Source organism: Kistimonas ophiarachnellae (genome assembly GCF_057552235.1).
On the sequence record NZ_BAAJPA010000006.1, the window covers coordinates 288,090 to 311,631 of the forward strand.

At 52.1% G+C, this 23,542-nt stretch carries 22 protein-coding genes; 9 read left to right on the forward strand and 13 right to left on the reverse strand.

What is annotated here, in order from left to right; translation table 11 throughout:
• Positions 1 to 8: 8 nt before the first annotated feature.
• The 4 genes from AC27K1_RS10030 to rpoE are packed head-to-tail and all read right to left on the reverse strand — an operon-like array spanning position 9 to position 2,840.
• Positions 9 to 500, reverse strand: a complete 492-nt coding sequence (locus AC27K1_RS10030) for a SoxR reducing system RseC family protein (protein WP_487150223.1) — start codon at positions 498 to 500, stop codon at positions 9 to 11.
• Between the two features lie 41 nt (positions 501 to 541).
• Positions 542 to 1,531, reverse strand: coding sequence for a MucB/RseB C-terminal domain-containing protein (locus AC27K1_RS10035; RefSeq protein WP_487150225.1), 990 nt, complete (start codon positions 1,529 to 1,531; stop codon positions 542 to 544).
• A 22-nt stretch (positions 1,532 to 1,553) separates the two neighbouring features.
• On the reverse strand, positions 1,554 to 2,195 hold the full coding sequence (locus AC27K1_RS10040; protein WP_487150227.1) for a sigma-E factor negative regulatory protein: 642 nt from the start codon (positions 2,193 to 2,195) through the stop codon (positions 1,554 to 1,556).
• Positions 2,196 to 2,252: 57 nt separating this feature from the next.
• Positions 2,253 to 2,840: an RNA polymerase sigma factor RpoE gene (gene rpoE, locus AC27K1_RS10045; protein WP_211824380.1), complete on the reverse strand. Its 588-nt coding sequence runs from the start codon at positions 2,838 to 2,840 to the stop codon at positions 2,253 to 2,255.
• Between the two features lie 294 nt (positions 2,841 to 3,134).
• On the opposite strand from rpoE, the gene nadB reads away from it, so the two are divergent.
• The gene (nadB, locus tag AC27K1_RS10050) at positions 3,135 to 4,727 is read left to right on the forward strand and encodes an L-aspartate oxidase (protein ID WP_487150230.1); all 1,593 of its coding nucleotides are present in this window, start codon (positions 3,135 to 3,137) and stop codon (positions 4,725 to 4,727) included.
• An 8-nt stretch (positions 4,728 to 4,735) separates the two neighbouring features.
• On the opposite strand, the gene AC27K1_RS10055 is transcribed toward nadB, so the two are convergent.
• Both AC27K1_RS10055 and AC27K1_RS10060 read right to left on the reverse strand, forming a co-directional pair.
• Complete coding sequence (locus tag AC27K1_RS10055; RefSeq protein ID WP_487150275.1) at positions 4,736 to 5,161, reverse strand: protein YgfX; 426 nt, start codon at positions 5,159 to 5,161, stop codon at positions 4,736 to 4,738.
• Positions 5,133 to 5,399, reverse strand: coding sequence for an FAD assembly factor SdhE (locus AC27K1_RS10060; protein WP_487150231.1), 267 nt, complete (start codon positions 5,397 to 5,399; stop codon positions 5,133 to 5,135). Before AC27K1_RS10060 ends, AC27K1_RS10055 begins: the two co-directional genes overlap by 29 nt.
• Positions 5,400 to 5,537: 138 nt before the next feature.
• On the opposite strand from AC27K1_RS10060, the gene ygfZ reads away from it, so the two are divergent.
• A complete protein-coding gene (gene ygfZ, locus AC27K1_RS10065) occupies positions 5,538 to 6,569 on the forward strand; it encodes a CAF17-like 4Fe-4S cluster assembly/insertion protein YgfZ (protein WP_487150233.1) in 1,032 nt (343 codons plus the stop codon).
• 56 nt (positions 6,570 to 6,625) lie between these two features.
• Here the strand turns inward: ygfZ and AC27K1_RS10070 are convergent, their stop codons facing one another.
• Both AC27K1_RS10070 and AC27K1_RS10075 read right to left on the reverse strand, forming a co-directional pair.
• Positions 6,626 to 12,076 carry a transporter substrate-binding domain-containing protein gene (locus AC27K1_RS10070; protein ID WP_487150235.1) on the reverse strand — a complete coding sequence of 1,817 codons (5,451 nt, stop codon included), beginning with the start codon at positions 12,074 to 12,076 and terminating at the stop codon, positions 6,626 to 6,628.
• Positions 12,077 to 12,204: 128 nt separating this feature from the next.
• Positions 12,205 to 13,314 (reverse strand): enoyl-CoA hydratase/isomerase family protein, encoded by a 1,110-nt coding sequence (locus AC27K1_RS10075; protein WP_487150237.1) that lies wholly within the window; start codon positions 13,312 to 13,314, stop codon positions 12,205 to 12,207.
• 273 nt (positions 13,315 to 13,587) lie between these two features.
• Here AC27K1_RS10075 and AC27K1_RS10080 point away from each other — a divergent pair, with 273 nt between their 5' ends.
• The 3 genes from AC27K1_RS10080 to AC27K1_RS10090 all read left to right on the forward strand — a co-directional run bounded on the left by AC27K1_RS10080 (position 13,588) and on the right by AC27K1_RS10090 (position 15,413).
• Positions 13,588 to 13,965, forward strand: coding sequence for a hypothetical protein (locus AC27K1_RS10080; RefSeq protein ID WP_487150239.1), 378 nt, complete (start codon positions 13,588 to 13,590; stop codon positions 13,963 to 13,965).
• 93 nt (positions 13,966 to 14,058) lie between these two features.
• On the forward strand, positions 14,059 to 15,114 hold the full coding sequence (locus AC27K1_RS10085; RefSeq protein WP_487150241.1) for a DUF1521 domain-containing protein: 1,056 nt from the start codon (positions 14,059 to 14,061) through the stop codon (positions 15,112 to 15,114).
• A gap of 2 nt (positions 15,115 to 15,116) precedes the next feature.
• The gene (locus tag AC27K1_RS10090; protein WP_487150243.1) at positions 15,117 to 15,413 is read left to right on the forward strand and encodes a hypothetical protein; all 297 of its coding nucleotides are present in this window, start codon (positions 15,117 to 15,119) and stop codon (positions 15,411 to 15,413) included.
• Here AC27K1_RS10090 and ung read toward each other — a convergent pair.
• The 5 genes from ung to prfB form a co-directional block, all read right to left on the reverse strand.
• On the reverse strand, positions 15,404 to 16,135 hold the full coding sequence (gene ung / locus AC27K1_RS10095) for a uracil-DNA glycosylase (protein ID WP_487150245.1): 732 nt from the start codon (positions 16,133 to 16,135) through the stop codon (positions 15,404 to 15,406). The two genes, AC27K1_RS10090 and ung, sit on opposite strands and share 10 nt — an antisense overlap.
• 2 nt (positions 16,136 to 16,137) lie before the next feature.
• Positions 16,138 to 16,449: a PA3694 family proteiin gene (locus AC27K1_RS10100; RefSeq protein WP_487150247.1), complete on the reverse strand. Its 312-nt coding sequence runs from the start codon at positions 16,447 to 16,449 to the stop codon at positions 16,138 to 16,140.
• Between the two features lie 121 nt (positions 16,450 to 16,570).
• Positions 16,571 to 17,275 (reverse strand): TetR/AcrR family transcriptional regulator, encoded by a 705-nt coding sequence (locus AC27K1_RS10105; protein WP_487150249.1) that lies wholly within the window; start codon positions 17,273 to 17,275, stop codon positions 16,571 to 16,573.
• Between the two features lie 93 nt (positions 17,276 to 17,368).
• Positions 17,369 to 18,907, reverse strand: coding sequence for a lysine--tRNA ligase (gene lysS, locus AC27K1_RS10110; RefSeq protein WP_487150251.1), 1,539 nt, complete (start codon positions 18,905 to 18,907; stop codon positions 17,369 to 17,371).
• Between the two features lie 107 nt (positions 18,908 to 19,014).
• A protein-coding gene (gene prfB / locus AC27K1_RS10115) for a peptide chain release factor 2 (RefSeq protein WP_487150253.1) occupies positions 19,015 to 20,110 on the reverse strand; the annotation gives its coding sequence in 2 pieces (ribosomal slippage) (positions 19,015 to 20,037 and positions 20,039 to 20,110; 1,095 coding nt in all).
• 171 nt (positions 20,111 to 20,281) lie between these two features.
• Here prfB and AC27K1_RS10120 point away from each other — a divergent pair.
• The 4 genes from AC27K1_RS10120 to AC27K1_RS10135 all read left to right on the forward strand — a co-directional run.
• Positions 20,282 to 20,662: a hypothetical protein gene (locus AC27K1_RS10120; RefSeq protein ID WP_487150255.1), complete on the forward strand. Its 381-nt coding sequence runs from the start codon at positions 20,282 to 20,284 to the stop codon at positions 20,660 to 20,662.
• Positions 20,663 to 20,692: 30 nt separating this feature from the next.
• Entirely contained in the window at positions 20,693 to 22,102 is a 1,410-nt protein-coding gene (locus AC27K1_RS10125; RefSeq protein WP_487150257.1) for a class II fumarate hydratase, read from the forward strand.
• 79 nt (positions 22,103 to 22,181) lie between these two features.
• A complete protein-coding gene (fldB, locus tag AC27K1_RS10130) occupies positions 22,182 to 22,694 on the forward strand; it encodes a flavodoxin FldB (RefSeq protein ID WP_487150259.1) in 513 nt (170 codons plus the stop codon).
• Positions 22,695 to 23,092: 398 nt separating this feature from the next.
• On the forward strand, positions 23,093 to 23,542 hold a 450-nt coding region (locus AC27K1_RS10135), incomplete at its 3' end, for a hypothetical protein (RefSeq protein WP_487150261.1).

Here is a 23,542-nt window from a genome sequence, read left to right on the forward strand (position 1 = left end):
TGACGTCGTTATGTCATCGCAGGCTGATGTTCTGACACATTCTTTACTGCCGTTTCCTGATCCGTTAATTGCCAGCTGAGCACAACCGGCTGCAACTGTTTCTGTCGGTTTTGATTTTGGAACAGACGGGCAGTAACCCAAAAGCCCGCTCCCATAACGAGCAAGCTAAAAATAATCAGATAACCTTCCGGCAAACCAAGCCTGTAGCCAAGCACAATGGCAACCACCAAAAACAGCAAGGGTGACAGATAAACCCAGAATGAAGCCGTTAACATGGCGGACTCAGGTATACCAATGACCACCGTATCACCCTCCCTCACGGGAAAGTCACACAATGCGCGGATATGCATATGGGAAGCACTGTGATCGCTGATATGACGTTTTAGCCCCTGTCCACAGGCATTCTTGGCAGAACAGGCGTCACAGGCGGATTTTCTTACGGTTTCCACAACAGCCAGCCGCTCTTCGACGGCGACAACACGTCCACTTTCTTCAATCATGAATCGTCTTCAAATGCTCTGACGTCTGTTATTGCTACCGCTTACTGCGCCGGTGCCTGGGAGGGCGATTCCACCTGACGGGGTTTAACCGATACGGCAATACGTTCTGCCGTCCCCAGCGGGATCTCGCCGACAACCGTCACATTATAATAAGCATCGCCATTGCGGAAGACCCTGGATACTGCGGCGGTGGCTCCGGACTGTTCTGACGACTGACTCAACACCCGGGTCATATCCTCTTCAACAAATACGGAAAATGCCGCCAGGCCATCGCTGTACAACAGGCTATCTACCGGTTTCTGGCTGACAGGACTCACCGTTTTCCGGTAACCGGTCTTGTTAAAACCATCGGGAACCCAGCCCATTTCCCAAGAGAGGGGACTTTCTTCAGAGTGAGTAACAACCGCCGAGCGATCAACCCAGGCATGCTGTCCCGGAGGAATGACGTCGTCATTAGGGAGATTGCCCACTGCAAGATCAACAAACTGGAAACGCTCCAGAACCGCACCTTTGTCACCATGCATTTCAGATTTCAACAATAAGCCGGAATCATGATCCAGCCACAAATGGTAACCGTAACGGTGCTTGTCACGCGGCAACAACTCAATATGGCGACCGAGGCGATTGGCTATCCGCGCATCTCCACCAAAACGTAACTGATAAAACTCACCCAGCTTCTGGAAATCCGTCTTAAAGCGACCTGACAAGGCTGCCAGATAACCCGGCTTTAATGTCACACCGCCCTGTCCCTGCCGAATATAGGCGATCTTCTGGCCATCACGGATCATCTCGCGATAAGGACCGTCCAGATACACAAGACGCTCCTTTTCCTGGCCGTCAACGACACCATGCATCACTTTCAGTGTCAGCAATCCACCGAGGTTCTCGTAGATAAAAAAGCCCTGATAATTCTCACTTCTGAAGGCTGCCGACATCCGGTCAAGCCATTCAACCGGAGATCCCTGCGGGGCTGCAGCGACTGGCAGAGCCCAGCTCAATACCAGTAGGCCAATCAGTTTCCGTGCGTGCAAAACCATTCCTTCCATCGCCAAACTAGGGTCTCTCAAAGCTGGCAGCCCTGACGAACGGCAACATACCCTGTGCGGTATAAGACGATTGCTGTTCAGCATGCTGTAACATATAGGCACTGAAACGCTCGCGGGCGACGTTATCGGCGAAGACCCGTGCGCGGTTCAATTGCGAGGGTGTCAGACCTTTCTGCTCTGTGCCATAACCGGCCAGAACACCCACTGCGCCGTAATCAGCTACCAAGGTGCCTGTATCCTGGGCAACCGGCTGGACGGGCTCCTGAACTACAGCGACTTCCGGCTGCCCTGCCTGCTGACCGTTCCAGAGCTGAACACCGACAATCACGGCCAGTGTCACGGATGCAGCGACGGCAAAACGTCCCAGCGACTGCCACCGCCCGGTAAAACGTTCTTCCGTATTAACAGCAGGCTCCTGCCCAATGGCATCACTCACGGCAGAAGAGATATCAATCCCGGCAAAGGCATTGTTCTCTTTGCGCAGCGTTTCACCAATCAACTGGTAGCTGAACGCCGTCTTTCTGAAGGCTTCATCCTTCTGCAGATGATCGAGCACCCGATGCATCTCAAGTTCATTGGCTTCATTATCCATCAGTGCGGATAACGACTCTTTCAGGCGCCGGTCAGGCTGGTTATCGATCGCGGTCATGGGACACCTCACTGGACATGGTCGGCTCTACCCCGTTTCCCCACTGCATTATTACGATTACCCCGATTTGCTCAGCAATGGCTGAATCACTTTATCTATGGCTTCCCTGGCCCGGAAAATACGTGACCGCACGGTCCCGACCGGACAATCCATGATCTCGGCGATATCTTCGTAGCTCAGGCCATCAAACTCCCGCAGCGTCACCGCGGTACGGAGTTCATCCGGCAGGCCCTTGATCACCTTGAAGATCACCGCCTCTATCTCGTCTTTCTGCACATTGTGCTCCGGTGTCTCCAGATCTTTCAGGGGGTACGAACTATCCAGAGTCTCGGTGTTATAGACGTCGACATCGGTATCCGGCGGACGGCGTCCTTTTGCCACCAGGAAATTCTTGGCCGTATTGATCGCAATACGATACAGCCAGGTATAAAACGCACTGTCACCTCGAAACTGCCCCAGGGCGCGATACGCCTTGATGAACGCCTCCTGGGTCACATCCTGCACTTCCTGAAAGTCATGCACATAACTCCCAACAAGGCCGAGAATCTTGTGCTGATATTTAATCACTAGCAGGTCGAATGCACGTTTATCCCCCTTTTGAACCCGACTCACCAACTGCTGGTCGGTTTCCTGTGCATCTGCCATAAATTGTCCTCAATTCTTCTGTCCAGGCTTCAGAGCCTAGCGCAAGAACCAACTGCCCTGTTCTAACTCAATAGACAGTATCACTGACCAAAAGTTCCCAACGTTCACAATTTTTTTCGCAAGACTGTCTGAGATGGGATTCAGGGAATCATTTTTCAAGGAAAAACCGCCGCTGGAAAGGCCTGAAATGCACGACTGTTCAGTTTCCCCTTATACCGTTAGTACCTTTCCCTATAAGACCTGACTGCCTTAATATTCAACTCTAGCAAACATGACACGCGGTATCACAGAACAATGCAGCAGCATCAGTATGACGCCCTGGTGATCGGCAGTGGCGCTGCCGGCCTGGCCGTTGCCTTGAATCTTCCCGAGACAACCCGGGTTGCCATTCTGAGCAAGGGAGACCTTTCCGCCGGTTCAACTTACTGGGCCCAGGGCGGTATCGCTGCAGTACTGGATGAAGGTGACAGTCTGGACAACCACCTGGGTGACACACTGAATGCAGGTGCAGGACTGTGCAACGAGCAGGCCGCCCGTTTCACCATTAGTCATGGCCGTGAAAGTATTGAGTGGCTTGTTGGGCAAGGGGTTCCCTTTAGTGAAACGTCAATCCCTGAAAACCTGCATTTGACCCGGGAAGGTGGACACAGCCATCGCCGGATTGTTCATGCTGCCGATGCCACCGGACGTGCTGTTTCCACGACGCTGGTCGACAGGGTTCGTCAGAAAAGCAATATCGATCTTTACCAGGATCAGATTGCCATTGATTTGATCACAACCCAAAAGCTTGGGCTTCCAGGCAACCGCTGTCTGGGCTCCTATGTGCTGAATCAAGCTAATGAATCTGTCGATGTCTTCAAAGCGCGATTTGTCATCCTTGCAACGGGTGGAGCAAGCAAAGTGTATCTTTACACCAGCAACCGGGATGGATCATCCGGCGATGGTATTGCCATGGCCTGGCGGGCAGGCTGCCGGGTGGCCAACATGGAATTCAACCAGTTTCACCCGACCTGCCTTTACCACCCACAAGCCAAGTCATTCCTGATCAGCGAAGCGGTGCGGGGAGAAGGTGGTCAACTGCTGTTGCCTGATGGCACCCGTTTCATGATCCGGTTTGATAAACGCGGTGAACTGGCGCCACGGGATATCGTTGCCCGCGCCATCGACCATGAGATGAAACGGCTTGGCAGTGACTGTCTCTACCTGGATATTAGCCACCGTTCACGAGAGTTTATTCTTGATCATTTCCCCAATATTCATGAGCGTTGCCTGAAATATGGCATCGACATGACCCGGGAACCGATTCCGGTCGTACCCGCCGCCCACTACACCTGCGGCGGCATCATGGTGAACCATGCCGGAAGAACCGATCTGAAGGGACTTTATGCCATTGGTGAATGCAGTTTTACGGGGCTTCATGGCGCCAACCGGCTGGCCAGCAACTCCCTGCTGGAATGCATTGTCTTTGCCCAATCTGCCGCCAGAGATATCTGCCAGCAGCTGGATACGAGAGCTGATACCTATGACATACCCGCCTGGGATGCCAGTCAGGTGACCGATTCTGACGAAGATGTTGTCATCAGCCATAACTGGGATGAACTGCGCCGTTTTATGTGGGATTACGTGGGCATTGTCCGAACCACCAAACGATTGCAGCGGGCTTCACACCGGATCAAATTGCTTCAGCAGGAAATCCATGATTTCTACAGCAACTACAAAATCAGCAGTGACCTGATTGAATTACGTAATCTGGCGCTGGTCGCCGAGCTGATCATCCGTTCAGCAATGCTGCGACATGAAAGTCGGGGGCTTCACTTTACACTGGATTATCCAGAAACACTGCCAGTTGCTACGGATACCGTGCTGACACCCATCGTAACCATGTAAACAAGTACTTAATAATTCAATAACAAACGTACCCGAAGCGCTCTGAATGCTTCGGGATCCAGCGCATCCGAAAATAGCACAGCGTTATAAATCTGATTCTCAGACCGAAACCGAAGAATAGTCAGAAAAGGGGTAATCAAGGGTTGCCCGGTGAGATCAACACGCACCCATCCTGATGTATGCAATGAAATTGACCATTGCTCACCAGTATACCGAACACCGTTGACAGTACGAGGTTTGCCTAACCAGCCCTGCTCACGAAGTGCATCAAGCCAATGAAGCAAAATAAGAAAGGATAATATTGCTGACCAGCCACCTGTTCGAGCAAACCACGGCGACAACCCAGCCACGAGGTGCGCTCCCGATACCAGCCACAACTGATACCGGGACCGCCTTAACTGCAGTTCAATGAACGGCAGGCAGGCTGCGGGCACGGTCAAGAATCATTCTGACCATATAAGCAATATCCTTATCCTCTGGTTCTTCCTGCTCCATAAACCAGGCAAACAGGTCGGCATCCTCACATTCCAGCAACCGGACATAACGCTGCCGATCCGCTTCTGACAGGGTCGGATAAACCTCCCTGGCAAAAGGCACCAGCAGGATGTCCAGCTCCAGCATCCCTCTTCTGCTGTGCCAGAACAGACGATTCATTTCTTCCTGGGTAGTCATTGGCTGCAAACCTGTCAGTAAAAACCGGCCACCATTATAGGAAGTAACAACATTGGCGGGAAAGCGATTTCAGTACTGCTATCAAACGCCAAAATGCTCTATGATGAGCCCTCACCCATCGACGATTCACGATACACCATGAGCGACAACAACTGGAAAAACCGGCTCGAGGCACAGGGCGGACGTTTCTCTGGTAATACATTCCTGGGACTGGATGCCGACCACGCTGTGAAATCTGCTGACAGCAGTGGCTTCATGACGGTACTCAGCCATGAAACCATCACATCGATTTCCGGCCCTGATGCCATACGTTTCCTGCAGGGACAATTCACGTGTGACATCAACAAACTGGCACCCAACCAATGCACCCTTGGCGCCTGCTGCACCCCGAAAGGCCGCATGGTCGCCAATTTCAGGGTTCTGCATCACAACAACAGTCTTTTGCTGACCATGCCTGCCAGCGCTACAGACAGCCAGCAAGAAGCTTTGAAAGCACATCTCGGCAAATATATTGTTTTTTACAAAGCCGAAATCAATGAGGCTTCAGAGGAATGGCTGCGAATCGGTATTTATGGCGATAACTGCGAAGCCATTCTCAGCGACCATTTCACTCTTCCCGAACCGAATCATTGCGAAGGCGGTGATGGTTTCTGTCTGCTAAGACTGGCCGGCTCCAAGCCTCGCTTTGAATTGTGGCTCCAGCCTGATGCCATTGATACCTGGTGGCTACAACTTGCTTCATTCTTTCAGGCAAAACCAACCTGCGACTGGCAGGTTGAAGATATCCGGGAAGGCATTGCCTGGGTCACACCCGACACCCGTGAAGGCTACATTCCCCAGCATTTCAACTGGCAGACACTTGAAGGCGTCAGTTTCAAAAAGGGTTGTTATACCGGGCAGGAAATTGTGGCCCGTATGCAGTATCTCGGTAAACTGAAAAGCCGGCTTTATCACCTGACTGGATGCCAGTCAGAAATTCCTGCGCCAGGCACGAAAATTCTGGCCTCCACAGGCAAAAGCATTGGGGAAATCGTTACCGCCATAGCATCAGACAACCTGGAGCTGTTAGCGGTTCTACGCTCTGATGCGATTAATGACACACTTTCAATCGAATCCGTCAGCGATTCATCGCTGACGGTTGTATCACTGCCTTACGACATAAACGTTTAAAGGCGCTCTTTGTGGGCATTGTTTCGTACCTGTTCTGATATCAGGTACGAAACACCTCAGGCAATGTCCTGCAGTAACTCATCCAGAACCTTTCCGGCATCCTCAAAATCATAGTGCTCCATGCACTGCTTGAGGCTATTGAGTTTTTCCGTATAACAATCATCCTCAAGCTCGGATGCCAACAACGGGAAGTAGTTAATTGCTTCGGCATCCCCCTCCCGGAGTTTCAAACGAATTTGATCAATGATGCCTGTTATATCTGTCTCAGAATCAACAGGGATTGAGGAAACAGGTTCACTGGACTCTTTTTCATCCGGATTATGTAACTCCAGCCCTGCCAGAACTTCTGACAAGTGACTTTCCAAATGAACAAGGAGATCTTCGCAGTCAATACACGTTGCAGGATGCTGCCTTAGCCGGTGCTCCAGCGCCTTAGCGGTTCGAAACACATTGACGGCACCAATATTTCCAGCACCACCTTTCAATGAATGGCATTCATGCAGTGCTGCATCATAGTCTTCATTTTCCAGCGCCTTGCGAATGATGGCAGCCGACTGCGCATGTTCTCGACGGAATGTCGACAATAACCGGTAAAAAAGCGCGCGGTTGTTCATGACCCGCTGCAATCCCTGCTCCATGTTAATGCCTGGAAGATCAACTGGCTGCCTGGCTGACGATAAGCTTTCTACACTTTCCTTATCATGCACATACCGCAAAACCAGGCTATATAGCTCATCAAAAATCAGCGGCTTGGCGATATGATCGTTCATACCCGCGTCGATACAACGCTCACGATCCCCCGCCATGGCATGGGCCGTCATGGCCACAATCGGCAGGTTTTCAAACTCAGGGATAGTTCGGATAATCCGGGTCGCTTCGTAACCATCCATTTCAGGCATCTGGATATCCATAAAGATAAGGTCCACCCGGTTGTAACGGATTTTTTCTACAGCCTCCCTGCCATTGACGGCAAGAATGACATCAATCCCCATGATCTCAAGCAGTTCCGTCGCGACCTGTTGGTTGATTTCATTATCTTCCACCAGCAAGACCGTAAAGTGCTTACCTATGGCTTCATCAGCCAATATTGCCGTTTCATTCAAGCCTGCATTGTCTGTCAGCCGAAGCTGATGTAATGATTCAGGCAGCTCAACCAGTTCTGCATTCTCATCCGCCACACCAAGCTCTACTGTGAATGTAAATGTGCTGCCTTCCCCGGGGGTGGACTCCACCTGAATGCTGCCATGCATCATATCAATCAGGCGCTTGCAGATAGCAAGTCCGAGACCGGTCCCACCAAATTTACGTGTCGTCGTACCATCCACCTGGGAAAAAGAAGCAAACAGGCGTGACAGCTTTTCACTCCGAATACCGATACCGCTATCTTCAACCGTAAACTGCAATTTAACCTTGTCCTCACTTTTCCCAAGCAAGGCAGCACACACCGTTACACGGCCTTTCTCGTCTGTAAATTTGACGGCATTATGCGTCAGATTCAGCAGCACCTGACCAAGGCGGACCGGATCGCCTATGTATTTGGCAGGGAGGTCACCATCAATATGGCACTGTAAATCAATGTCCTTGGCCCTGATCTTCATGCTGAGCATATTGGTCATATGGGCAAACACTGCCGACAGGTCAAAGACCACCTCTTCCATATCCAACTTGCCGGCTTCAATCTTCGAAAAATCAAGAATGTCGTTAATAATGCCCAGCAAAGAGTCCGCCGCCCCATGAATTTTCTGGATATAATCCTGCTGCTGGAGCGACAACTGGGTTTTCATTGCCAGCTGGCTGAGCCCAATAATGGCATTCATCGGCGTACGAATTTCATGACTCATATTGGCCAGGAAATGACTCTTGGCCTGGTTTGCCTGGTCAGCCTCTTCCTTGGCTTTCTGCAGGGCCGCTTCCGCCTGCTTGCGATCCGAAATATTACGCCCGGAAGCAAAGAGGAACCCTTCGCCTTCATATTCCATGTAATTCGCGGTGATCTCGACCGGAAAAGCTTCATTATCACGCGTTACCCGCAGGACTTCGTAGGTCGATAATTTACCGGTTGTGACTCTCTCCCACTGCTGCTTCCACTCATCCTCTGTCAGCCCCAGGGAGATATCCATCACATTCATATTGAGGAGTTCTTCCTGACTGTAACCCAATGCCTTGCAGATCGATTTATTAACATACTTATGGCTGCCGTCTTTTCTGACCCACTGCACCTGGTCGGCGGAGTTATCCAGGGAAAAACGAGCCATGGACAGCTCCCGTTCCCGCATACGCTGTTCCGTAATATCGACCAATGTGCCAACGGCACGTAATGGCCTGCCTTCCAGGCTATGGGATATCACCTTGCTTTTGATACGCACGGTCGCATAACTGCCATCCTTGCGACGCATACGGTAAACATATTGGAAAGGTTCACGGCAATGGCTGAACATTTCGTTCATATATTTGACCGTTGCCGCCTTGTCATCCGGGTGAATCAAGCGTTTCCAGGCCGATGGCGTACCGGATACTTCGCCAGGACTGTATCCGAGGATCAACATATACCTTGGACTGAAATAGATTTTCCCTTCATGAAGATCCCAGTCCCACAAACCATCAGATGCCGCTTCCATGGCGAGCTGATAACGTTCTTCACTGGTTCTCAGGGCATCTTCAGCATTTTTACGGGACTGGGCTATGGCAATCAACTCACCGGCCCGACGCAGGAGGATAATCTCATCGGCGCTCCAGTGCTTGTCATAGTCTCCTGTCACCTGTGCGATACTGCCCACGGCACGCCCTGCCAGCATCATCGGGACATGTATGACAGACTGCACCTCCAACCCCGTCATGGTTTCCAGGAGAGCTGGCGCAGTTTCACCGTTAAGTTCATTCCTGCTAACCTGGCAAACCTGCCCCGCCAGCGGTCCTTCCCTGAGGGGCTGATAATCACTGCAAGTCAGATCCCGCAGACGCTCCTGCCCCATCCAGCTACCGACCCGGCACCATTGAAAAGGCACAGAAACCGCACGGCTGTCATTGTCGTAACGAACCACATACGTTCGATCAGCAGACATAAACTCCGTTAACACCTGCAGGGTAAAGCGTATCGCTTCTTCAAGCGGCTTATCCATGAACTGTCGGGTCACATTACTGAGCACCCGATCGGCTTCCGCCCGAATTCTAAGAACCGATTCCACCCTCTGACGCTCAGCGACCTCCCTGGCCAGTTTTCGATTCCAGTAAACAATCAATACAAGGGTAAAAATAATCAACAACAAGCCAATGGCAAATTCCTTGTTAGGGCGCCAGGCATCCACGCCAAGCCTGACCCATTGCTCCTCAATGGTTTGTCGCTCCGCTTCTGATACCGAGTTCAGGGCCTTATTGATCAAGGTATTCAATGTGGGATCATCCTTGTGGCTCGCCATCCGGTAACGGAAGCTGAAACCCGCCTCCGAGGCCACCCGCAGGTTGGTAATTTTCAGCCGGTCAATCATGTAGCTGGCCGTTGCCAGGTTCACAATAAACGCGTCGATATGCCCCAGCGAAACCATCTTGAATGCGGCAGACACATTGGGCACTTCCACCAGGCGCATCTTGACCTGATGATTGCGCAAGTAGGAGCGAACCCCTGTCCCCGGAATAAAGGCAACCGTTTTTCCATGCAGATCATTAATTCCCTGAATACTATGATCAGCATCGCGTGTAATAATCACTGACGGTATTTCGAGATAGGATTTACTGAAGTCCAGATACTTACCCTGGTCTTCTGTAAACAGTGCCGAAGAACTCATGTCCGCCTGTTTCTGATAAATCAGCCCCAGGCTTTCCTGCCAGCTGGTCACCCCACTGATCTGGAATGTCACACCCAGCCGATCTTCAATCAACCTGAGATAATCAATCGCCACCCCTTCCAGCTGACCATTGTCACCAACAAAAGACAGCGGCGGCATCGTCTGATTGACCACGACCCGAATGACAGGGTGTTCTTCAAGCCACCCTTTTTCCTGTGAAGTCAGATCCAGCTGGCGGAAACTCATACCAAAAAAACGGTCTGATACTTCAACAATCCAGCGCTCTTCAATGGCCGCCAGTTCCGCCGGCGTGATGGCGTTAAACCCCTGGTTAATCACCGGTAATAAATCCGCGTTTTCCAGGCGAACACCCGCGGCCAGGGTTTCACGGACCAGGCTATTGTCGTTGGCCGTTATCTCACCGATAACACCCAACTGGTTCAATATGATACGAATAGAGACCGGCTCACCCACAAAAGTACGGATTTCCCCATCCAGCAACGCATGGATCATCTGTTCGTTGTTACTGAACGTGATGATTTTGGCTTCCGGCAGCCAGTGTTCAATAAATGACTGCTGCGAGGAATCCCCCAGCACACCAATACGCACACCGGCCAGGTCACTGTAACTGCTGACAGGCATATCGACACTGCGATAAAAGAGTGTCGAGGACATCCCATACAATGGCTCAGAAAACGCAATCCACTTTTGCCTGTCGCGGGTTGGCGTCAGGGCAAAATGAATATCCGCCTTGCCATTTTCCAGAGCTTCCAGGCTGTCACTCCAGTTACCCGTCCTGAAACGGATGGGGCGCCCGGTCTTTTCTGACCAGAGCTTCCACATATCAATGAAAAGACCAGCGGGCTTTCCCAGCGCATTGACAAATGCCAGCGGTGGAAAGCCATTATCAACGGCAACTGTCAACACGGACGCATCATGACGACTGGTATCTGAACGCTTGAGCCAGTCTTCCTGTATCTGAGTTTTTTCATACGTGGGAATGCTCTCCATTCCCTGGGCAATCATCCGCGGCAGGTAAAAGTGGGACTTGGACACCCCAGCCTTGAACGTTGTGGCGTACAGGGGTTTCTCAACGACGCGGAAATCATCCAGAATGCCCCGGTTTGCAAGAAAATACTCAACGGAAGGCATGAGCCCGGCGATCACACGAACATCCCCCTGAGAAGCCGCATTGATCAGCGCCATATAATCCGGGTAACGAACCAGAAAACGATAGCCCGACGATTTCAACACCGCTTCACAACGACTGCCTGCAATGACGCCTACAGCTTCACTCTTCAGGGACTTGATCCGTTTTTTATTGGTATCAATCGTGGAAACATAAAGCCCGCCATTGGCGGTCAGGATCGCGGTGTCTGTATCAATGCTGTCCGACCACTCTTCAACATCCGGGATGGCGGCAATAATATCGATACGCCCTTTCTGCTCCTGCTCCAGCGCTTCTTCTTTCGTCATTTCAGAGAAGCGCAGGGGAATCCCCACCCGTTTTGACCACCGTTTCCACAGTTCAATGACAAGCCCTTCGGCCTCACCCTGGTCATTGGTATACATCAGTGGCACACGGGATTGATAAGCTACGGTGAGTGGCTGGTACTGGTAGCTTCGCGACACCAGCAGATCATCCGCTGCTGAGGCAGGCAGAACCAGTGAGAGTAACATCAGCAGGCAGCACATCCACACTGCCTGTACTCCGGGTATTCGCATGAAATTCTAATCTTGTTCGGGAGCAAAGATAATTTTCGTGCCGAAAGGCAAGTTTATCTGAAAGCTGGCAGCTTACATAGCCAATCCACTTCTGGGAATATAACACTCTCCCCCTGCCATGATGCCCGTCAAAGGTCGGCCAGTGGATGCGTGTTTTCTGGCCAGTTCATCGCAAAATAGTCATCAACCAGCACCATTGGTACGTCTGAAATGGAAGAAAAACTCCAGCCTGGATCATTCGTGCGCTCAACCAGCAAGGCCCGGACGCCTTCAGCAAAGTCACGATGACGTGTGCACTGGATCGCCATGGTGAACTCCATACGGAAGATATCTGCCAACGGCAGCCCCTTTCCCCTGCGTAGCTGTTCAAAGACCAGCCATGTAGAAACCGGGCTTCCCTTTCCCATAGTTTGCGCGGGTCGGCTGAACCAGGATGACAGGTCTGGCTGCACCAGGTTTTCCAGAATACCGGCCGGCGATGATGCATTCATTAAAAGGTCTATCTGAGACTGATGGGCCTGCAGCTGGGAGGTTTCTTCAGGCGCACCGGATAAAGTGGACAGAATGTCAGCCACCTGCTGATGATTCCTCTCAGACTCATCCCCCCAGGAAGCGTTATTCAAGCCTTCCAACAGACTATCCCACTGGCTGGCATCCAGGTAATAGTCAGCCAGCCGGGCATACAGGGCATCCGCTGCCTTCAACCTGACGCCGGTCAAGCCTGCAAACAACCCTAACCGTCCGGGCATTCTATTCAAGAACCAGGTACCCCCGACGTCAGGAAACAGGCCAATGGTAATTTCAGGCATCGCCATCATGGTGGATTCCGTCACAACCCGATGGGATGCACCAGCCATCAGTCCCATGCCGCCCCCCATGACAATGCCATTTCCCCAGCAAATCAGCGGCTTGTCATAGGTGTGAATCTGATAATCCAGTCGATACTCGCGTAAAAAGAAGGCGCTGGCATAGGCATTGTCGCCGTAGTCATTGTCAATGATGGACTGATACAGATTTTTGACATCCCCTCCGGCACAGAAGGCTTTATCACCACTACCCGACAGAATCACGCACACCACATCGTCGTTAACCTGCCAGTCAGTCAACGTCGATGCCAGCTGGTCAATCATCTCCAGTGACAGCGCATTCAGTGTTTCCCGGGCATTCAAACAGACATGACCAATGATCTTACCGGAATCGCTTTTTAACTCTTCCACCAGAACCGGATTCTGCCCCATTGAAACACCCTCCCCTGATGCCATATGGAAAACTCAAACCAGCCATCTGCCAAAACAAACCACCCGGTCAGGTGGCCGCTATATCATGAATCAGCATAATAATAAGTCAAAATATTTCGTTTTCTTGTCAATCAAGCAAAAAGTACGCGCAGAACAAGTCCCAGGCATCACCACGACAAGCTTTCAGACCCTTCACTCATCTATGCTTAAAGGACAATTATTGTTAATGGACAACCCGTTACGCCTGTCCAAAAGGCAGGGAGACAGAGCCATATGCCGGTATCCACGACCATTAGCCCCAAGAAACGTAAAAGCCGATCAGAGCTGCTGAGCGAAAAGCTGGACCAGGTAGTCGCTGACGCAGAAGAGCAAATGACGCGCTTCACATCCATCAAGAATGATCTGGGCTATGAGCCTGACCTTATCAAGGAAGCCAACGAGAAAGGCCTTGTTTCTGGCGAAGACATGAAGGAAGCCATGCAAGAGATGGATGACTGGAAAACCCAGGTCAAAAACGATGTTAAGGAAGCGGTCATGCTGGAGAAACGTCGCCAGAAGGCCGAGCGTAAAGAGCAACGTAAAATGCGGGGCGAGCCTGAACCTGCCGAGGGAAAAAGCGGGGGCCGAAAGCGGCGAGGCAAATTCATTTGACGGTTACCCTTGTGACATGTTGTGTTTTGCTGACAAATAGCACACAGCAAGGCTGACCACAGGTATCGATAAAAACAAAGGGAGTTGGGCATCATGTCTGGCCAGAACATTGGATCAACAGGTGGTATACAAGGCGTCGACCTGAAAGGTATCGGCGAAGCTTCAGGCGAAAAACTGAGCCTCGCTGACCTGATGATGCAAACCATGCTGGACCGATCCGAAATGCTTGACCAGCAGATCCGCAACCAGGCAGCCCTGGTCAAAAGTCAGAATGACCAGATCAAGCAACTTAACCAGATTTACTCCAAGCTCGCCAATCATAAAACCCAAACAGAAACGGTGAGCAAACCCACCTGGTCTGTGGATCACGAAAAAGACCCCAAAGAGATCGCTCTCGATAATGGGAACAAAATCGTTATCCATGGAAAAAGCGAAGCCTGGTCAATCGTCGATGCCAATGGCAACAGCACCAAGATCTGGGGAGACCCACATGTGTCTGAAGGCGACCGGAACGGCTATTGGGATTTCCAGTCTGACGGTACCTTCATGCTGGATGACGGTACCAAAATCCAGGTAAAAACCACCGCCAGGGACAGAAAAGACGGGAACGTTTATACCGATTCACTGACGATCACCAAGGGCAATCAATCCATTGAAGTCACCGGGATTGCGGATAACAAGCCACAAATCGGCAAACCGGAACTGCATGGCGCGATGCTGGATCAAGCGACCAATGACGGCCATGTCTTCAAAATGGGTGACCAGGCTGATGACTGGCTCTACGAGGGAAAAGAACTGGAGCTGGGTTCCAAGATCACGGAAGCCCGTGAACATGAAGAAATGTCTCAAGTTGACGAAAGCAGCAATGTCTACAACCAGGTACTGACCCCGGAAGATGTCAAATTGCTGGAACAAGTGGGCGTAACCGTCTATGACGCCAGCGGAACCGGTTTACTGACACCTCAAGAAATTGCCAACCTGCAAACACAGATCAAGGATATGCGGGACTCCGTGTCCAGTATTTCGAATATCGAGCTGACCAAGCTGGATTCTTACAACAAGAAATACACCCAGTCCCTGGACCTGGCGTCCACGTTCATGAAGAGCCAGTACGACCAGGCCAAAAACATCATCAGGAACATTAACTAGCCATGGCGACTGAAGACGAAAACCTTCATAACGCAATCTACGAGAACAACAAGCTCGTTAACAACGTCGAAGACCAACTCAAGCAACTGGACGCACTGCGTCAGGAGCTTGGCCTTGAGCAGGGCGCAGGCAAGGCCTTCATGGAGCAGATTCCCGAATCCGCAGAAAAGCGTACCGAGGCGGAAAAAGAGCTTAAGCAACTGGGTTCAGCAACGCCTGCCACCAGCAAGAAAAACCGCAAAAAACAGAAAAAGCGCAGCAAAATGGCGCGGGCCATGAAGAACAAGCTTCAGATTTGACCCACCTCTTCAAGCGTCGTTTGCCTGCTGGTTAATCCATTCACATCCGGTAATTGCCAGTCAATGGGCTCTAACCCATTGGCGACCAGGTATTCATTCGTTTTTGAAAAAGGACGGCTGCCAAAAAAGCCCCGGTATGCCGACAGGGGTGAAGGATGGGCGGACTTGATCACCAAATGACGCTGCTGATCAATAAAAGCACCCTTTTTCTGAGCGTACGAACCCCACAGGATAAAGACCAGGCGCTCTCTTTTCTCATTCAGTTCCGCAACAATGCGATCAGTAAACTGCTCCCACCCTCGTCCCTGGTGTGATGCCGCCTGCTTGTGCTCCACCGTCAACACACTGTTCAGCAACAGAACCCCCTGCGTTGCCCAGTGCTCCAGAAATCCATGATTAGCCGGAGGAATACCGAGATCTTCCTGCAACTCCTTGTACATATTTACCAGGGAAGGCGGCGCCTGCACCTCCGGCCTGACCGAAAAACACAATCCATGCGCCTGCCCGGGACCATGATAGGGATCCTGCCCGAGAATCACGACCTTCACCTGATCAAAAGGCGTGAGATCCAGCGCACGGAAGTATTCACTCCCCTTCGGGTATATACATTTCCCCGCCTGCTTTTGCTCCAGAAGAAAGGTTTTGAGATTACGCATGTAATCCTTGTCAAACTCCTCGCTGAGACGCGACTTCCAACTCTCTTCCAGCACGACACCAGGCATGATTACCGTTCCTCGTTAAATTCACAGCGAACCGGGCGCTGCTTTCTGTCAACCAACAACCCCGTTGCCCCTGCCTGCTCTGTCGATTCCAGCACCAGGTAATGATCGACACAGCGAGCCTGTTTTTTAGCCGGAATATGGGAAACAAACTGATCCTGCCCCGGTACATTGGCTATCAGGCTGAACTCTGCCATATAGATAGCATCGGATTCGTTGGAATGTCTAAGATAGCCGTAATAATCCAGGACAAAAACGGTGGCTATCAATGTCACAATGGCAACGGCAAGCAACTGGGTCTGGTGATTTAATTTCATGATATCCCGCTCTATACATCGTTGCGGGCATTTTATTACAGGGGCAGGGGGAGAAGGAAACCGCATTCGCAAAGACACGATAAGCGCATGCCACTGCGAATACGGTAACAACAGCCGTCAATCAGCGCAGAACCACATGATTGAGCATCAGTTCAATCTGTCGATGCAGATAGCCCCGGATAACGGTTTCATCCAGATTCTCCGGATCTTGCAGCAACCCTTCGTATTCAACTGTCATGATCGCCGTAAACATGAGGCGAGAATCCATTTCAGCATTATCAGAACCCGCCTGCCTGAAGAAAGCGACCAGGTCATTGAGTAAATATTGCTGATGTTTGAAGGCAATCGGGCGCAAATTTTCATTGCGCAGACATTCCAGTTTGAACGCCTGTTCCGCCATCAGGTAATCCCGATGATTCCGCAGTTGATTCATCACATAAGCAACGGCCAAATCGGTCATGGCGTTAACCAGGTGCTGGCCGGATTCCGCGGAATCCGAAATGTGCGCCATGGTGTCATGGAGCGTACGATGGGATTCTTCCCAGTAGGAACGGAATTTCTCGGCGCCCATTTCGACAAACAGCGTAAACGTGTCGGTAATGAGATCCGAAATATCCTTGAAGTAATACGTGGTAGCAGACAAAGGAACATCCGCCTCCTTGGCAACCGCACGGTGTCGTACGCCTCGAACCCCATCCCTTACGACGATACGCAGCGCCGCCTCAAGAATGGCCCGTCGCCGCTGTTCACTGCCGGCTCGACTGGTTTTCCGGCCCTTGTAGGTCAGGCCCTCCACCAGTTGTGGTGTTTCTTTGATCGCTTCCATAAGGAATGCCTTGATTTTTCCAGGTTTGCCACGGCCAGTCCCTGGCCCGCCAGTCCCTCGATATGGCCGGTGACAGGCACCGGCCAGTCGGTCTTATGCTTCTGGGCGCATATGGGGAAACAGAATCACGTCACGGATGGACGGTGAGTCGGTAAACAGCATGGCCAGGCGGTCAATGCCGATACCTTCACCCGCCGTCGGCGGCAGACCGTATTCCAGCGCCCGGATATAGTCTGCATCATAGTGCATGGCTTCGTCATCACCGGCATCCTTTTCCTGCACCTGCTGCATGAAACGCTCATGCTGGTCTTCAGGATCATTCAACTCGGAGAAGCCGTTGGCCAGCTCGCGACCGCCCACGAAGAACTCGAAACGGTCGGTGATGTGCGGGTTGTCATCGTTACGACGGGCCAGCGGTGACACTTCAGCCGGGTATTCGGTGATGAAAGTCGGCTGGATCAGCTGGTGCTCGGCGGTTTCCTCGAAGATCTCGGTCTGGATCTTGCCCAGTCCCCAGATTGCTTTCACCTGGATGCCCAGGCTTTCGGCAACCGCTTTCGCCGCTTCACGGTCAGACAGCTGCTCCAGGGTGATGTCCGGACGGTAATGCATGATGGATTCCACCATGGACATACGAACAAACGGCTTGCCCAGATCGTATTCAACCGTTTCCGCCACTTCACCATGCTTGTCGTAGATCGTGTTGGTGATGGTAGTCGTGCCCAGAATATCCTGCGCCAGGGTACGCAGCATGTCTTCGGTCAGGTCCATCAGGTCACGGTAATCGGCATAGGCCTGGTAGAATTCCAGCATGGTGAATTCCGGGTTATGCCGGGTGGACAGACCTTCATTACGGAAGTTACGGTTGATCTCGAACACCCGCTCGAAACCACCCACAACCAGGCGCTTCAGGTACAGCTCCGGCGCGATGCGGAGGTACATGTCGATATCCAGGCTGTTGTGGTGGGTGATGAACGGACGGGCAGTCGCACCACCGGGAATCACCTGCAGCATGGGCGTTTCCACTTCCATGTAATCACGATCCGCCAGGTAACGACGAATACCGTCTACCAGTTTGGAGCGGATACGGAACACTTCGCGGGAACGCTCGCTGGTGATCAGGTCAACATAGCGCTGGCGATAGCGCAGCTCCATGTCTGTCAGACCCTTGTGCTTTTCAGGCAGCGGACGCAGTGACTTGGACAGCAGTTCGAACTGCTCGATATTGACGTAAAGATCGCCTTTACCGGAACGCTGCAGAGTACCGGAAACACCAATGGTGTCTCCCAGGTCCAGTGTCTTGATCTCAGCCAGGGTATCAGCGTCCAGCGACTTACGATCCACGTACAGCTGGATACGGCCGGACATATCCTGCAGCACCATGAAAGCACCGCGGTTCAGCATGACACGACCAGCGACGCTTGCCTGGATACCAGCCTCAGCCAGACCCTCTTTGCTGGCGTCTTTATACGCTTCCTGCAGTTTGCCCGCGTAGTGTTCGCGGCGGAAGCTATTGGGAAAGGCATTACGCGTTTCCCGGATCGCGGCCAGTTTCTCACGGCGCATGGCGATCAGACGGTTTTCGTCCTGTTGTTCGGTTACGCTGTTCTCGGAAGCGGTTTCGTTCGACATTTAGGTAGCTGTCCTGAAAACTCAGGGAGCGGGCCTCGCCCGCTCCGGATTGGAATCAATGATAGAAGATGGCACAGATTTTTTCCCGATCATATACGGGGGGACGCTTAAAGTCCCTGTTTCAAACTGGCCTCGATAAACTTGTCCAGATCACCATCCAGCACCGCATTACAGTTACTGGTTTCCACGCCGGTACGCAAATCCTTGATGCGGGAGGAATCCAGCACATAGGAACGGATCTGGCTGCCCCAGCCGATATCTGACTTGCTGTCTTCCAGCGCCTGCTGGTCCGCCGTGCGTTTCTGCATTTCCAGTTCGTAGAGCTTGGCCTTCAGCTGCTGCATGGCCTTGTCACGGTTCTGGTGCTGGGAACGCTGGTTCTGGCACTGTACGACAATACCCGACGGCATATGGGTAATACGGATCGCGGAATCCGTGGTGTTTACGTGCTGACCGCCGGCGCCGCTGGACCGGTAGGTATCCACCCGCAGGTCCGCCGGGTTGATTTCAATCTCGATATTGTCGTCAATCTCCGGCGACACAAACACCGAGGAAAACGACGTATGTCGGCGATTACCGGAATCAAACGGCGATTTACGCACCAGACGATGAACGCCGGTTTCGGTTCTCAGCCAGCCAAAGGCATACTCACCGGTAAACTGTACGGTCGCGGACTTGATGCCCGCCACTTCACCGGCAGAGACTTCAATAATTTCCGTTTTGAAACCGCGCTTCTCACCCCAGCGCAGGTACATACGCAACAGAATGTTGGCCCAGTCCTGGGCTTCAGTACCACCGGAACCCGCCTGGATATCCAGGTAGGCATTGTTCGCATCCATCTCACCGGAAAACATGCGGCGGAATTCCAGCTGTTCCAGGTGATGCCCCAGGCTTTCCAGCTCAACGACGATTTCTTCCACACCATCGCTGTCGCCCTCTTCAACCGCCATATCCAGCAGTTCCTGGGCATCAATCAGACCCTGGGTCAGATCTTCAATAGTACGTACGACCCCTTCCAGCTGGGAACGTTCACGCCCCAGCGCCTGGGCATTTTCCGGATTATTCCAGACCGCCGGGTCTTCCAGCTCTCTTTCAACTTCTACCAACCGGTCTTTCTTGTTGGCGTAGTCAAAGATACCCCCTGAGCACAGTGGTGCGCTCGGTCATATCTTTGATGGTATTCACGATGGGATTGACTTCCATTGCTGTAATTCCGCGCTGAATCTTGTTACTGAGACAAAGCCGGTAACTTTACCAGATTGCCTGTCAGGACAAAATACACTCACCCCGACCATTCATTGCAGGCATGATAACTTGAATATTTAATGAGAATGATTATCATTTGATAAATTACATCCGGGTGAGACTGCCGTCATGAAAGCAACGCCCAATCTGGCTGAACAACAGCAGGTATTGCATCAGACCCGCCAGGCCTTCATGAGCCCGGAGGCGGACCCCGACAGTCCCGGCCTGATTGACCGTTACCTTGACCAGGCGATTACCCTGGCGGACACCTTGCAGCAGTCGGGCAAACGCCTGCAACAGGAAGCCCTGCTGTTCAGCGTCTTTAATGACCTGGTGAACGCCATTGCCGATCCCCTGCGTCCCGGGGTGTTTCGCGCCAACTGCCTGGACCGGCTCTATCGCCCCCTGGTCTGCCTGAACCACTTTTATGGCAGCCATCCCGGGGGTAAGGCATCACTCAGGAAACTACACTGGGAAATGCAGCTGATAAGCCACTACTTCTCACCCTGACCCTGTGACCACTGCAAAGGAACCGAGGCCATGCCAAGCACATCCAGAGGCGCCACCCGAACAGAGACCGACAGCATGGGTGACGTCACCGTTGCCGCCGATGCCCTCTACGGCGCCCAGACCCAGCGTGCTATCGATAATTTTCCGGTCAGTGGCCTGCGCATGCCGGACGGTTTCATCCGCGCCCTCATTCTCATCAAGCAGACGGCGGCCGAAACCAACCGCGAACTGAATCTGCTGGATGACGAACGCGCCGACGCCATCATCACGGCCTGTTCAACATTGCTCGAATCACCCGCCATGGCCACCTGGGGCTGGCATTTTCCCGTTGATGTGTTCCAGACAGGTTCCGGCACCAGCAGCAATATGAACGCTAATGAAGTGATTGCCCACATGGCCTCGGAAGTCCTCGGAGAAGCGGTCAGCCCCAACGACCATGTCAACATGAGCCAGAGCAGCAATGATGTCGTCCCCACCGCCATACATCTCAGTGCGGCACTGGCACTGGAAGAAACATTGCTGCCGGCGTTGAAGCATCTGGAAGCCATCATTCGCGGCAAAGCAGACAGTGTTGATCAAATTACCAAAACCGGCCGCACCCATTTAATGGATGCCATGCCAATCCGGATGAGCCAGGAACTAAATGGCTGGGCGGATCAGATTCTCCATGCACGGGAAATGATTGAAACCGCCAGACCGGCGTTACACCGGCTGGCACAGGGCGGCACGGCAGTGGGCAGTGGTATCAACGCTCACCCAGACTTTGCGAAACAATTTGCACAGACACTGAGCAACAAAACCGGCCTAGCCCTCTCCCCTTCCCGACAATGCTTTGCCAGCCTTTCCGGGCAGGACGCTGCCGTCACACTGTCAGGTCACCTGAAAACACTGGCAACGGCCCTGATGAAAATCAGTAACGATTTGCGCTGGATGAATTCAGGCCCCCTCGCAGGGCTGGGTGAAATTGAGCTGGAAGCCCTGCAGCCGGGTTCATCCATCATGCCGGGCAAAGTGAATCCGGTCATTCCTGAAGCGGTAGCCATGGTGGCTGCCCAGGTGATGGGTAACGATGCCACCATCACCCTTGCCGGACAGTCCGGTAACTTCCAGCTCAACGTCATGCTGCCGGTCATTGCCTATAACCTGCTGCAAAGCATTGGCCTGCTGGCCAACAGCAGCATACTGCTGGCAGACCGCGCCATCACGACCTTTACCGTCAACCAGGACAACCTCAACCAGGCCCTGGCGAAAAACCCCATCCTGGTCACGGCCCTCAATTCAAAAATTGGCTACCTGAAAGCGGCGGACATCGCCAAGAAAGCCTACAAGGAAGGTCGCCCCATCATTGATGTTGCAGAACAGGAAACCGGTCTCAGCCGGGAAGAACTGCAGCACCTGCTGGATCCGGCCACTCTCACGCAGGGAGGCATACCAGACTGAGACAACCGTTGAATTTAACGCAAACCACGAAGCACTGATTTTTTTGTTGATAGTCTCTTGTTCGAAAGGTGTACGACACGTGTCTAAAATAGGACTCTTCTACGGTAGTGATACCGGCAATACGGAAGTGATCGCCCGCAAACTGGCAGAGCGACTGGCCGGTGCAGAAATCGATTTATACAACATTGCCGAGGCCGGCCCGGATGATATGGATCGTTACGAAAAACTGATCCTGGGGATTCCCACCTGGGACTTTGGCGGCATACAGGAAGACTGGGAAATCTTCTGGCCCAGCCTGGAAAGCCTTGATTTCACGGGCAAGACCGTCGCGCTCTTCGGCCTGGGCGACCAGTTCGGTTTCGGGGACTACTTTCTTGACGCCATGGGGCTACTCTACGATGTGGTCGTGGAAAAAGGGGCGACGGTTATCGGCTTCTGGCCCACCGAAGGCTATGATTTCGAGGCGTCAAAGGCCCTGGCGCCGGACGGTGAGCATTTTGTCGGCCTGGCCATAGACGAAGACCAGCAGTTCAATCTCACTGACGAGCGGCTTGACCGCTGGTCACAACAGCTGACTGCCGAGTTTGGCTGATAGTCAAACCCTACAGCAATGCCAGGTCCAACTAACATTTTGAGTGGTTATTCGATACATAACGTCCTCCCCCTCAGTCTGGATGGAACTTTCAGGCAGAACCTGTACCTATAGAAACACAGGGACACGGTACGCATGGCATTGCCGGTCAATACCGCAAGAACTGCGATGACTGATGCTTTCATTCACTGTTAACCTTTTCTGGCTCAGGGCTTGTTAACAACATCCCCTGAACCAGTAAACAGGATAATTAACAGTAAGTCCCTGTCAGATGTTATCGCTACAGCGCAGCAGTGGTGCGTTGAGAAAACCCAGGTCTGCGTACCTGGCAAGTATCCGGTAAATGTTAAGCCCGTTCACTGCAACAGGGCAAAGTCAGCCCGCGAGGATATTGAACCTTGAAACCATTAAATCTTAAATTTATAACCAGCTTTTCTTATCTGACTCAGAGAGTACCTTCCCAAAAACAATGTGCTACGCCCGAACTCGTCAGCGGGGGCAACATGGTTTCTAACGATCGCCGCTTAGAACATGAAATCATCAAGGCAGAAGATAATACGGCTTACCTTATTGACACCTGCAATAAATTTTGCACACTCAAAAAACTGCCCGATGAATACCGTTTTTTTATTGTTAGCGATAAAGACAACCTGTTAAAAACCATAAAACCCTATATCAGAGAGCTTTCAAAAAGAAAAATTATCATTTTGGCCCTTGCCGAAAAAAACCCAATAAAAGAAGAAATAAAGAAAACGTATTACAAGAAGGACAAACCGGACGAGCTTATAGACAAGTTTTTCAGCGCCCCTCACTTAAATCCGAAGACTCTGACCGACGAAGGACTTGCT

Bases quoted from the DNA above. Each gene is read 5' to 3' on its own strand.
- ygfZ (WP_487150233.1), top strand. From the start codon at position 5,538: ATGAGCGACAACAACTGGAAAAACCGGCTCGAGGCACAGGGCGGACGT.
- AC27K1_RS10120 (WP_487150255.1), top strand. From the start codon at position 20,282: ATGAAAGCAACGCCCAATCTGGCTGAACAACAGCAGGTATTGCATCAG.
- AC27K1_RS10030 (WP_487150223.1), bottom strand. From the start codon at position 500: ATGATTGAAGAAAGTGGACGTGTTGTCGCCGTCGAAGAGCGGCTGGCT.
- ung (WP_487150245.1), bottom strand. From the start codon at position 16,135: ATGCCTGGTGTCGTGCTGGAAGAGAGTTGGAAGTCGCGTCTCAGCGAG.
- AC27K1_RS10060 (WP_487150231.1), bottom strand. From the start codon at position 5,399: ATGACTACCCAGGAAGAAATGAATCGTCTGTTCTGGCACAGCAGAAGA.
- rpoE (WP_211824380.1), bottom strand. From the start codon at position 2,840: ATGGCAGATGCACAGGAAACCGACCAGCAGTTGGTGAGTCGGGTTCAA.
- AC27K1_RS10075 (WP_487150237.1), bottom strand. From the start codon at position 13,314: ATGGGGCAGAATCCGGTTCTGGTGGAAGAGTTAAAAAGCGATTCCGGT.
- AC27K1_RS10090 (WP_487150243.1), top strand. From the start codon at position 15,117: ATGGCGACTGAAGACGAAAACCTTCATAACGCAATCTACGAGAACAAC.
- lysS (WP_487150251.1), bottom strand. From the start codon at position 18,907: ATGTCGAACGAAACCGCTTCCGAGAACAGCGTAACCGAACAACAGGAC.
- AC27K1_RS10125 (WP_487150257.1), top strand. From the start codon at position 20,693: ATGCCAAGCACATCCAGAGGCGCCACCCGAACAGAGACCGACAGCATG.
- AC27K1_RS10070 (WP_487150235.1), bottom strand. From the start codon at position 12,076: ATGCGAATACCCGGAGTACAGGCAGTGTGGATGTGCTGCCTGCTGATG.
- nadB (WP_487150230.1), top strand. From the start codon at position 3,135: ATGCAGCAGCATCAGTATGACGCCCTGGTGATCGGCAGTGGCGCTGCC.
- AC27K1_RS10040 (WP_487150227.1), bottom strand. From the start codon at position 2,195: ATGACCGCGATCGATAACCAGCCTGACCGGCGCCTGAAAGAGTCGTTA.
- AC27K1_RS10080 (WP_487150239.1), top strand. From the start codon at position 13,588: ATGCCGGTATCCACGACCATTAGCCCCAAGAAACGTAAAAGCCGATCA.
- AC27K1_RS10105 (WP_487150249.1), bottom strand. From the start codon at position 17,275: ATGGAAGCGATCAAAGAAACACCACAACTGGTGGAGGGCCTGACCTAC.
- AC27K1_RS10085 (WP_487150241.1), top strand. From the start codon at position 14,059: ATGTCTGGCCAGAACATTGGATCAACAGGTGGTATACAAGGCGTCGAC.
- AC27K1_RS10100 (WP_487150247.1), bottom strand. From the start codon at position 16,449: ATGAAATTAAATCACCAGACCCAGTTGCTTGCCGTTGCCATTGTGACA.